We start from the raw sequence: 12620 nt of genomic DNA on the forward strand, positions 1-12620 counted from the left end.
TTCGCGGCGGAGGGCAGTGCGGACGCGGAGCTGCTGGACCGGACGGCGTTCACCCAGCCCGCGCTGTTCGCGGTCGAGGTGGCGCTGTTCCGGCTGCTGGAGCACTTCGGCGTCACCCCGGACGTACTGATCGGCCACTCCATCGGCGAGGTCGCCGCGGCGCATGTGGCGGGGGTGTTCTCGCTGGAGGACGCGTGCGCGTTGGTGGCGGCCCGGGGCCGGCTGATGCAGGCCCTCCCCGAGGGCGGCGCCATGGTGGCCGTCCAGGCGACCGAGGAGGAGATCGCCGCGTCACTGGCCGGCCGTGAGGCCGAGGTGAGCATCGCCGCCGTCAACGGCCCGACCGCCGTGGTCATCGCCGGCGACGAGCCCGCGGTGCTGGAGATCGCCGGGCAGTGGGAGCGAGCGGGCCGTAAGACGCGTCGCCTGCGGGTCAGCCACGCCTTCCACTCCCCGCGCATGGACGGGGTGCTCGGCGACTTCCGGAAGGTCGTCGAGGGGCTGTCGTTCGCGCCGCCGGCCCTCTCCCTGGTCTCCAACGTCACCGGCACGTCGGCCGACGCGGACGAGGTGTGTTCGCCGGAGTACTGGGTGCGCCACGTACGGGAGGCGGTGCGGTTCGCGGACGGGGTACGGACCCTGGAGCGGCTGGGCGTGACGTCGTTCGTGGAGGTGGGCCCGGACGGTGTGCTCACCGCGATGGCCCAGGACTGCCTGACGGCCGAGGAGCCCGACGGCGGGCCCGTTCCGTCCCTCGTCCCCGCTCTGCGCAAGGACCGGCCCGAGATCCAGTCGCTGACCAGGGCGCTGGCCGAACTCCACGTCCACGGCACCACGGTGACGTGGGACGCGGTGTTCGCCGGACGTGGCGCCCAGCGGGTGGAACTGCCCACCTATGCCTTCCAACGGCAGCGCTACTGGCTCGAATCGGCCCCGGCCACGAGCGGGGACGTGACCTCGGCAGGACTGGACTCGCCCGGCCACCCGCTCCTCGGCGCCGCCGTCGCCCTGGCCGACACCGACTCCTATCTGTTCACCGGTCGCCTGTCCGTCGTCACTCAGCCGTGGCTGGCCGACCACGTGTTCGCGGACACCGTTCTCTTCCCCGGCACGGCCTTCGTGGAAGTGGCCCTGCGCGCGGCACAGCAGGTGGGCTGCGAGCGGCTGGAAGAGCTGACCATCGAGACGCCGCTGGTCCTGCCCGCACGGGGCGCGGCCCAGATCCAGCTCACCGTGGGCGAGCCGGACGCGTCCGGAGCCCGTGCCCTCAACCTGTACTCCAGGCCCGAGGACGCCCAGCCGGACGACCCCTGGACACGCCACACGACCGGCCTGCTCACCCGGGGCCCGGCCAACGCGCCGGCGGAGTCCGTGGCCGCCGGCTTCGCCGTGTGGCCGCCCGCGGAGGCGGAGCCGATCGACGTGGCCGGTCTCTACGACCGGTTCATCGACGCCGGCTTCGCCTACGGTCCGGCCTTCCAGGGGCTGCGAGCCGCCTGGCGGCGTGGTGACGAGATCTTCGCCGAGGTCGACCTGCCCCAGACCCAGGAAGCCGAGGCCGCGCGGTACGGCCTGCACCCGGCGCTGCTCGACGCCTCGCTGCACACCGTCGCCTTTCTGCGGTCCGGCACCGACGGCAGCACCCTTCCGTTCTCGTGGAACGGGGTGACCCTCCACACCGGTGGCGCGTCCGCGCTGCGCGTGCGGCTCGCGAGCGTCGGCGAGGACACGGTCTCGGTGCACGTCACCGACACCTCCGGCGCACTCGTCGCCTCGGTCGACTCCCTCGTACTGCGGCCCGTGGCACCGGAGCAGGTGAACTCCGCTCAGCCGCATGAGTCGCTGTACCAGGTCCAGTGGGTGCCCGTGGACACCTCCCGCGCCCCGGAGACGGGCGGCGTGGCGGCCGGGCGCTGGGCGCTCCTCGGACCCGACCGGGCCGGGCTGACCGGCGTCCTCGGATCGGCCGGTGTCACCGTGGACACCTACCCGGACCTCCCGGCCCTGGCCGGGGCCATCGCCGCGGGCACGACCGCGCCCGACGTCGTGCTGGCCGCCGAGGTGTCCCGCGGCCGCCGGACGCGGGACCTGGCAGGCGCGGTACGGGAAGCCGGTCACCACGCCCTCGACCTGCTCAAGGGCTGGCTGGCCGACGACCGCTTCGGCGCCTCCCGCCTGGTGTTCCTCACCCGGGAAGCCATCGCCGCGGGAGACGACACCGATGTGGCCGACCCGGCCGGCGCGGCCGTCTGGGGCCTGGTGCGCTCGGCCCAGTCCGAGAACCCCGACCGGTTCGTCCTGGCCGACCTGGACGACCACGAAGGCTCACGCCGCGTCCTCCCGGTGGCGCTCACCGCCGACGAACCACAGATCGTGGTCCGCGAGGGCCAGGTCCTGGCCGGCCGGCTGGCCCGGGTCCCGGCTCGCGGCAACGCGCCCGAACAGGACACCGCCACGACCGGCATGACCTGGGACCCGCAGGGCACCGTCCTGGTCACCGGAGCGGCCTCCGGCCTCGCGGGCCTGGTCGCCCGGCACCTGGTCGGCGAGCACGGCGTGCGCCACCTCGTGCTGGCCGGCCGCCGCGGCCCCGCCGCGGACGGCGCGGCCGAACTGCGGACGGAACTGGCGGACCTCGGCGCCCACGCCACGGTCGCCGCCTGCGACACCGCCGACCGCGACTCCCTCGCCGCGCTCCTGGCCTCCCTGCCGGACGAGCACCCGCTCACCGCCGTGATCCACACCGCCGGCGTACTGGACGACGGCGTCGTCGAGGCCCTCACCCCCGAGCGCCTCGACCGCGTGCTGCGGCCCAAGGTCGACGCGGTACTCAACCTGCACGAGCTGACCGCCGGCCTCGACCTGTCCGCGTTCGTGCTCTTCTCCTCGCTCTCCGGGACGCTCGGCGGCCCGGGGCAGGCCAACTACGCCGCAGCCAACGCCTTCCTGGACGCGTTCGCGCACCGGCGCCGGGCCGAGGGCCTCCCCGCCCAGTCACTCGCCTGGGGGCTGTGGGAGCAGCGCAGCGGCATGACCGGCAAGCTGGACGAGGCCAATAAGCGGCGCATCGCCCGGGACGGGGTGACCCCGATGGCCTCCGAGGAGGCCCTGGCCCTGTTCGACGCCGCGTGCGGCATCGACGCGGCCACCCTGGTCCCGGCACGGCTCAACGCCTCCGCGTGGCGAGCCCAGGACGGGCCGATCCCGGCCCTGCTGCGGGGCATCGTCCGGACCACGGCCCGGCGTGGCCCCGCCAGGGCGGCCACGGGCGGTTCCGGCGCCGACCCCGCCGGCCTGCGCCGCCGTATCGGCTCGATGAGCCGCGCCGCCCGGCAGCAGGCGCTCCTCGAGCTGGTGGCCGAGTACGCGGCCCTGGCGCTGGGCCACGACAACGCGCGTCTGATCGCCCCCGACCGCGGATTCCTCGATCTCGGCTTCGACTCGCTGACCGCGGTCGGACTGCGCAACCAGCTGGGCACGGTGACCGGTCTCCGGCTGCCCGCCACGCTGCTCTTCGACTACACGACCCCCAGGGCGCTGGCCGGGTACCTGGCCGAAGAGCTCGTCGACACGGAGACGGACGCGTCGGTGGTGCTGCCGGTCCTGATGGAGCTGGAGAAGCTGGAGAGCTCCTTCGCCGAAGTGGTGGCGGACGAGGCGGCCACCGAACGCCTCACCTCACGCCTTCAGCAGGTCCTGGCGAAGCTGACCGCGGGGCAGCAGACCCAGACGACGAACGGTGGGCCCGCCGCCGCCGACAGGTTCGAGTCGGCGACCGACGACGAGATCTTTGACTTCCTCGACGAGGAGCTCTCGTGACGTGCCCGCCCCCGTCCCCGGAAGTCAGCGGCCGAAGGCTTACCACCCCTGCCCGGGGTTCTCAGAGGAGTGACAAGAAGCGGTGAGTGAGACCAAACTGCGCGACTACCTCAAGCGCGCGACGGCCAGCCTGCACGAGGCCCGTGAAGAGCTGAGGGAGCTCAAGGGCAGGGACCGGGAACCCATCGCGATCGTCGGCATGGCGTGCCGGTACCCCGGTGGCGTGGAGTCGCCGGAAGACCTGTGGGAACTGGTCGCCTCGGGCACGGACGCCATCTCCACCTTCCCCGTGGACCGGGGGTGGGACGAGGACCTGTACGACCCGGACCCGGAGAAACCGGGCAAGAGCTATACCCGTGAGGGCGGGTTCCTGCACGACGCGAACGGCTTCGACGCCTCCTTCTTCGGCATGAGCCCGCGCGAGGCGCTGGCGACCGATCCGCAGCAGCGGCTGCTGCTGGAGACCTCGTGGGAGGCGCTGGAGCGGGCGGGCATCGACCCGGCGTCCGCGCGCTCCAGCCGCACCGGCGTGTTCGTCGGCGTGATGTACAACGACTACGGCTCCCGCATCCGGTCGATACCGGAGGGCCTCGAAGGCCACCTGGGCAACGGCAGCGCCGGCTCCATCGCGTCCGGCCGCATCTCCTACACCTTCGGCTTCGAGGGCCCCGCGGTGACCGTGGACACGGCGTGCTCCTCGTCGCTGGTGGCGCTGCACCTGGCCGTACAGGCGCTCCGCCAGGGCGAGTGCTCGCTGGCGCTGGCCGGCGGCGTGGCCATGATGGCGACGCCAGAGGTGTTCATCGAGTTCAGCCGACTGCGCGGACTCGCCGTGGACGGACGCTGCAAGTCGTTCTCGAACGGGGCCGACGGCACCGCATGGTCCGAGGGCGCCGGTGTGCTGCTGCTGGAGCGGCTGTCCGACGCGCGGCGCAACGGGCACCGGGTACTGGCCGTGGTGCGGGGCGCCGCCGTGAACCAGGACGGCGCGAGCAGCCGGCTGACCGCGCCGAACGGACCCTCGCAGCAGCGGGTGATCCGTGACGCGCTGCGGAGCGCGGGCTTGTCGCCGGCCGAGGTGGACGCGGTGGAGGCGCACGGCACGGGTACCACGCTGGGTGACCCGATCGAGGCGCAGGCGCTGCTGGCCACCTACGGCAAGGAGCGCCCCGGGGCGGACCGGCCGCTGTGGCTGGGGTCGTTGAAGTCGAACGTGGGGCACACGCAGGCGGCCGCCGGCGTGGGCGGCGTCATCAAGATGGTGATGGCGATGCGGCACGGTGTGCTGCCGCGGACCCTGCACGTGGAGGAGCCGTCGGAGCACGTGGACTGGTCGGCGGGGGCGGTGTCGCTGCTGACCGAGCCGGTCCCGTGGCCCGAGACGGGGGCACCGCGCAGGGTCGGTGTGTCCTCGTTCGGGGTGAGCGGGACGAACGCCCATGTGATCCTGGAGCAGGCTCCGGAGGAAGAGGCGGTCGACGCCGCCGAGGCCGAGTGCGTCGACGGCCCGGTGGCCTGGGTGGTGTCCGGGCGTGGCGCGGAGGGAATGCGGGCCCAGGCCGGACGGCTGCGGGACTTCGTGGCGCGGCGCCCGGAGTACGGTGCGGCCGATGTGGCGCTGTCGTTGGTGACGACTCGGTCGGTGCTGGAACACCGAGCGGTGGTGGTGGGCCGCGACCGGGAGGCATTGCTGGCGGGCCTGGAGGCGGTGGCGGAGAAGTCCGCCCATCCGGGCGTGGTGGTGGGCGAGAGCGCGGCTCCCGGCCGCTCCGTCTTCGTGTTCCCGGGCCAGGGCGCGCAGTGGGTGGGCATGGCGGTCGGGCTGCTGGAGTCCTCGCCGGTGTTCGCGGAGGCGATGGCCGAATGCGAGGCCGCGTTGGCGCCTTACGTGGACTGGTCGCTGACCGAGGTGCTGCGTGGTGCCGACGGGGCTCCCGGCTACGACCGGGAGGACGTGGTGCAGCCGGTGCTGTTCGCGGTGATGGTGTCGCTGGCGAGGCTGTGGCGTTCGGCGGGGGTCGAGCCGGACGCGGTGATGGGCCACAGCCAGGGCGAGATCGCCGCGGCCTGCGTCGCGGGCGCGCTCTCGCTCCAGGACGCGGCCAAGGTGGTCGCGCTGCGGTCGCGGGTGATCGCGGCACGGCTGGCCGGCCGTGGTGGGCTGGTGTCGGTCGGATTGCCGATCGACCGGGTGCGGGAGCGTATCGCCGCCTGGAACGGCACCGTAACCGTGGCCGCGGTCAACGGTCCGGGCTCGGTGGTGGTGGCGGGCGACGAGAAGGCGCTGGACGAACTGTTCACGGCGTTCGACGGCGAGGGAGTCCGGGTCCGCCGGGTCGCCATCGATTACGCGTCGCACTCCGCCCTGGCGGAGGAGGTCCGGGAGGAACTGCTGGAGATCCTGGCGGACATCACACCCCGCTCCTCGCGGGTGCCGTTCTACTCGACGGTGACCGGTGAGCCGATGGACACCGCTGGTCTGGACGCGGAGTACTGGTACCGGAATCTGCGGCAGACGGTCGAGCTGGAGACCACCACCCGCGGGCTGTTGGCCGACGGGCACTCGGTGTTCGTCGAGGTGAGTCCCCACCCCGTGCTGAGGCTGCCGGTGCAGCAGACCATCGAGGCCGCAGGGGCACCGGCCGTGGTTCTCGGCACGCTGCGGCGGGACGACGGCGGGCTCGAGCGCTTCCTGATCTCCGCCGGTGAGCTGTTCACCCAGGGCGTCCAGGTGGACTGGGCCGCCGTGCTCCAGGAGCGCGGCGGCCGGCGGGTCGAGCTGCCGACCTATGCCTTCCAGCGCGAGCGCTACTGGCTCGAGGCTCCCGCGGACGCGGGCGATGTGGGCTCGGTCGGTCTGGGCTCGCTCGGGCATCCGCTGCTGGGCGCGGTCGTGTCGGTGGCCAGCGGCGGCGGGGTGCTGCTGAGCGGGCGGTTGTCGCTGGCCACGCACGGGTGGCTCGGGGATCACGCCGTGCACGGGGTCGTCCTGCTGCCGGGAACGGCGTTCGTGGAGTTGGCGGTGCAGGCGGGCGACCAGGTCGGCTGTGGCCGGGTCGCGGAACTGATCCTGGAAGCCCCGCTCATCGTGCCCGAGAAGGGCGGGGTGCGCCTGCAGGTCGAGGTGGGCGAGGCGGATGCTTCGGGCTTCCGCGAGGTGAGCGTGTTCTCGCGGGACGAGGCGGAGGCAGAGGGCGCGGCGTGGATATGCCATGCCCGTGGCGCGCTCGCGCCGGTCGAAGGCGCTGAGGCGGCCCCCTTCGACTTCGGGGTGTGGCCTCCGGCGGGGGCCGAGGTCGCGGATGTGTCGGGGCAGTACGCGCGGGCCGCGGAGAACGGGTTGCGGTACGGGCCGGCCTTCCAGGGACTGAAGCGTGCCTGGCGGCGTGGTGACGAGGTGTTCGCGGAGGTGGCGCTGCCGGAAGGGGAGCGGGAGCGCGCGGGTGAGTTCGGTCTGCACCCGGCCTTGTTCGACGCGGCGTTGCACGCGATGGGTGTGAGCGAGGCGCTGGCGGGCGGTTCGGGCAGTCTGCTGCCGTTCTCCTGGCGGGGATTCTCGCTCGGGGCCGTCGGCGCGTCCTCGCTGCGGGTGCGGCTGGCGCCGGCGACGGGGAGCGGTCCGGGCGCGGTGTCGGTGGTGGTGGGGGACGAGTCCGGGCGTGCGGTGGCCTCGGTGGAGTCCTTGGTGTTGCGGCCGGTCGAGGCCGGCCGGCTGAGGGTCGTGGGCGGGGTGGCTCGGGACGCGCTGTTCCGGTTGGAATGGGTGAACGCCCCCGCGGTGGACCGGGCGGTGCCCGTGCCGGACACGGACGTCGTGCGGGTGGTCTCCGGCGGTGCGGACGTGGTGGGTGAGGTTCACCGGGAGGTGTTCGGGGCCTTCGAGCGGGTGACGTCGTGGGTCACCGATCAGAAGCCGGCGGATGCGCGGCTGGTGGTGGTGACGCAGGGCGCGGTGGACGTGGGTGACGGCGTCGGTGTGAGGGATCTGGCGGGGGCCGCGGTGTGGGGCCTGGTGCGGTCCGCTCAGGCGGAGAACCCCGGGCGCCTGGTGCTGGTGGACACCGATGACGCGGAGCAGGTGGCCGATCTCCTTCCCCGGGTGCTGGCCTCGGGTGAGGAGCAGCTGGTGGTGCGGTCCGGTGCGGTGCGGGTGCCGCGCCTGGGCCGGGTTCTTCCGGCCCCGGCTGCCGCGGAGCCGGGCGGGTTCGGTTCGGGTGCGGTGCTGGTGACGGGTGGCACGGGTGTGCTGGGCGGCCTGGTGGCGCGGCATCTGGTGACCGGCCATGGGGTGGGCAAGCTGGTGTTGCTGTCCCGCCGTGGTGCGAAGGCCGAGGGCGCGGCGGAGTTGCGGGCCGAGCTGGAGGCCGCCGGCGCCGAGGTGGTGATCGCCGCCTGTGACGCCGCGGACCGTGAGGCGCTGGCCGGGGTGTTGTCGGGGCTGCCGGAGGGCTTCGGGCTGAGCGGTGTGGTGCATGCGGCGGGCGTGCTCGACGACGGGCTGCTGACGTCGCTGACCCGTGAGCGGATCGAGCCGGTGCTGCGGGCGAAGGTGGACGCGGCCTGGAACCTGCACGAGCTGACCGAGGGAATGGACCTGTCGGCGTTCGTGCTGTTCTCCTCGGCCACCGGCGTGCTGGGCGGTGCCGGGCAGAGCAACTACGCGGCGGCGAACGTGTTCCTGGACGGTCTGGCGTGCTGGCGCCGGGCCCGGGGCCTGCCGGGTGTGTCGATGGCGTGGAGTCTGTGGGCCGAGGCCAGCGGCATGACCGGACACCTCGGTGAGGAAGACCTGCGCAGGGTGTCGCGTTCGGGTCTGGTGCCGCTCTCCTCCGAGGAAGGGCTGGAACTGTTCGACGCCGCGCTGGCGTCGGACGAGAGCGTGCCCATCCCGCTGCGGCTGGACATCCCCACGCTGCGTGCGCAGGGCGCCGAACTCCCCGCTCTCTTCCGCAGCGTCGTGCCCCACGTGACGACACGCCGCACCGCGCGATCGGAGCGGGGCGCGAGTCTTCCCGACGAGCTGCGCCGTCGGCTGGCAGGTCTGCCGCGGGCGTCGCAGGACGAGACGCTGCTGGAACTGGTCCGCGTGCAGACCGCGGCGGCCCTCGGGCACACCACCCCCGAGACGGTGAACACGCGGCAGCCGTTCAAGGAACTCGGCTTCGACTCACTGATGGCCGTCGATCTGAGGAACCGGCTCACCGCGGAGACCGGCCTGCGCCTGGCCGCCACGCTGGTTTTCGACTATCCGACCCCGATGGCACTCGTCGGCCACCTGCGCGACGAGATCCTGGGCGACGACGGTGTCACCACCTCGGCGGGCGCGGGGGCGGTGGCCGCGGCCGGCACCCCGGTGGACAGCGACCCCATCGTGATCGTGAGCATGAGCTGCCGTTTCCCGGGCGGGGTGCGGACCCCGGAGGAACTGTGGCGCCTGGTGATGGAAGGCACCGACGCGGTGTCGGAGTTCCCGTCCAATCGCGGTTGGGACCTCGACGGGATGTACCATCCGGACCCCGACCGGGAGGGCACGTACTACGTCCGTAACAGCGGATTCCTCCACGACGCCGACCGGTTCGACCCGGCGTTCTTCGGGATCTCCCCACGTGAGGCGCTGTCGATGGACCCGCAGCAGCGGCTGCTGCTGGAGACCTCCTGGGAGGCGTTCGAGCGGGCGGGAATCGATCCGGTGGCAAACCGGGGCAGCCGGTCCGGCGTATTCGTCGGTGTCATGTACAACGACTACGCCACTCGTCTCCAGGGGAACCCTCCGGAAGGCTTCGAGGGCTCCCTCGGCACCGGCAGCGCGGGCAGCGTCGCGTCCGGCCGTATCTCCTACACCTTCGGTCTCGAGGGGCCGGCGGTGACGGTGGACACGGCGTGCTCGTCGTCGCTGGTGGCGCTGCACATGGCCATGCAGGCGCTGCGCCAGGGCGAGTGCGACCTGGCGCTGGCCGGCGGTGTCACGGTGATGTCGTCGCCGAGCGTGTTCGTGGAGTTCAGCCGTCAGCGGGGACTGTCTCCCGACGGCCGGTGCAAGCCGTTCTCGAACGCGGCGGACGGCACGGGGTGGTCCGAGGGTGTGGGCATGCTGCTGCTGGAGCGGCTGTCGGACGCCCGGCGCAACGGTCACCCGGTGCTGGCGGTGGTCCGTGGCTCGGCGATCAACCAGGACGGCGCGAGCAACGGACTGACGGCTCCCAACGGCCCGTCGCAGCAACGCGTGATCCGCCAGGCGCTGGCCAGTGCTCGCCTGTCGGCGGCCGAGGTGGACGCCGTGGAGGCGCACGGGACCGGTACGCCGCTGGGCGACCCGATCGAGGCACAGGCCGTGCTGGCGACATACGGACAGGGGCGGCCCGAGGGCCAGCCGCTGCTGTTGGGCGCGCTGAAGTCGAACATCGGGCACACGCAGGCCGCCGCCGGTGTGGCCGGGGTCATCAAGATGGTGATGGCCATGCGCGAGGGAGTGCTGCCGAAGACGTTGCACCTCGATGAGCCGTCGCGGGAGGTGGACTGGTCGGCGGGCGAGGTGCGGCTGTTGACCGAGGCCACGAAGTGGCCGGAGACGGGGCGTCCCCGGCGGGCCGCCGTGTCGTCGTTCGGCGTGAGCGGGACGAACGCGCACACCATTCTGGAGCAGGCGCCGCAGGCCGAGGCGGCCGAGGCCGCCGAGTCCGAGGCGGCCGACGGGCCGGTGGCGTGGGTGCTGTCGGGCCGCAGCGCGGCCGGTCTGCGGGCGCAGGCCGGGCGGTTGCGGGAGTTCGTGGCGGCCCGTCCGGAGCTGAACGTCTCGGATGTGGCGCTGTCGCTGGCGACGACCAGGTCTCTCTTCGAGCATCGCGGTGTGGTGACGGGGACTGACCGTGCGGAACTCCTGGCTCGGCTGGGGGCGTTGGCCGGGGACGAGGCCGCCCCCGGCGTCACGCGGGGTGTGGCGGATATCCACGGCCGCTCGGTCTTCGTGTTCCCGGGTCAGGGTGCGCAGTGGGTGGGCATGGCGGTGGGGTTGCTGGAGTCCTCGCCGGTGTTCGCGGAGTCGGTGGCCGAGTGTGAGGCGGCTCTGTCGGCGTATGTGGACTGGTCGCTGACGGATGTGCTGCGTGGCGCCGAAGGTGCCCCCGGCTATGACCGGGTGGATGTGGTGCAGCCGGTGTTGTTCGCGGTGATGGTGTCGTTGGCGGGGCTGTGGCGTTCGGTGGGTGTGGAGCCTGCGGCGGTGATGGGTCACAGTCAGGGTGAGATCGCCGCGGCGTGTGTGGCGGGTGCGCTGTCGCTTCAGGACGCGGCGAAGGTGGTGGCGTTGCGGTCGCAGGCCATCGCGGCGGGTCTGGCGGGCCGTGGTGGGATGGTGTCGGTCGGGCTGCCGGTGGACCGGGTCAGGGAGCGTATCGCCGCCTGGGACGGCGCCATCTCGGTGGCGGCGGTCAACGGTCCCGGTTCGGTGGTGGTCTCCGGTGATCCGGGGGCGTTGGATGAGATGGTCGCGCTGCTGGAGGGTGAGGAGGTGCGGGTCCGCCGGGTGCCGGTGGACTACGCGTCGCACTCGGCGCATGTGGAGGCGATCCGTGAGGAGCTGCTGAAGGTCCTGGCGGACATCGCGCCGCGTGGCTCGAAGGTGCCGTTCTATTCGACGGTGTCCGGTGGGCTGGTGGACACGGCGGGGCTGGACGCGGAGTACTGGTACCGGAACCTGCGGCAGACGGTTGAGCTTGAGGCCACCACCCGCACGCTGCTGGACGATGGCCACACGGTGTTCGTCGAGGCCAGCCCGCATCCCGTACTCATGCTGCCGGTGCAGCAGACCGTGGAGGCCTCCGGAGCGCGGGCGGTGGTCGTGGGCACGCTGCGGCGTGACATGGGCGGCCTGGAGCAGTTCCTGATCTCCGCCGCCGAGCTCCACGTCAGCGGGGCCACCGTTGACTGGCGGACGGTGTTCGAGGGCCGTGGTGCCCGTCGGGTCGATCTGCCGACCTACGCCTTCCAGCGCCAGCGGTACTGGCTGGACGCGCCGGTTGGTGAGGTGCCCGCCGGCGGCGAGAGGCCGGGCGCGGACGCGGTGGACGCGCGCTTCTGGGAGGCGGTGGAGCGCGAGGACCTGGAGGCGCTGGTCCGGACGCTGGAGGTGGAGGACGAGGAGCAGCAGTCGTCGCTGACGGCGCTGCTTCCGGCGCTGTCGTCGTGGCGTCGTCAGCGGCGTGAGCGGAGCACGGTCGACGGCTGGCGCTACAGCGTCGTCTGGAAGTCCGTGGTGTCCGCCACCGAGGCCACGCTCACCGGCACATGGCTGGTCGTCGTCCCCAAGGTCTGTGGCGACGACGCGTTGCTCGCCTCCGTGGTGGACGGTGTGGCCGGGCGCGGTGCGCAGGTGGTGCGTGTGGTCGTCGACGCGGCGGATGGCCGTGAGGTGATGACGGAGCGGCTGCGTGAGGCGCTCGACGGCGTGGCGGTGGAGCCGTCGGCCGTGGCGGGGGTGTTCTCGCTGCTGGGGCTGGACGAGTCGGCGCACGGGTCGTTCGGGGTGGTCCCGGCCGGACTCGCGGCGACGGTGGGCCTGGTCCAGGGGCTGGGCGACGCCGGTGTGGTGGCTCCGCTGTGGTGCGGCACCCGGGGCGCGGTGTCGGTGGGGCGCTCCGACCGGCTGGTGAGCCCGGTGCAGGCGATGGTGTGGGGCCTGGGGCGGATCGTGGAAGTGGAGTATCCCCAGCGGTGGGGCGGCCTGGTCGACCTGCCCGAGACCGTCGACAGCCGTGCGGTGGACCGTCTGGCCGGTGTACTGGCCGGTGCGGAGGATGAGAACC

At 73.0% G+C, this 12620-nt stretch carries 2 protein-coding genes; both read left to right on the plus strand.

Annotated elements, in window-relative coordinates; genetic code table 11:
* A partial coding sequence (locus AXW62_RS16925) for an SDR family NAD(P)-dependent oxidoreductase (RefSeq protein WP_159060895.1) occupies positions 1 to 3819 on the plus strand: 3819 nt, incomplete at its 5' end.
* An 82-nt stretch (positions 3820 to 3901) separates the two neighbouring features.
* The coding region (locus tag AXW62_RS16930) for a type I polyketide synthase (protein WP_060945267.1) at positions 3902 to 12620 on the plus strand (8719 nt) is incomplete at its 3' end.

This window comes from Streptomyces hygroscopicus subsp. hygroscopicus (assembly GCF_001553455.1).
Taxonomy (GTDB): Bacteria; Actinomycetota; Actinomycetes; order Streptomycetales; family Streptomycetaceae; genus Streptomyces; species Streptomyces hygroscopicus.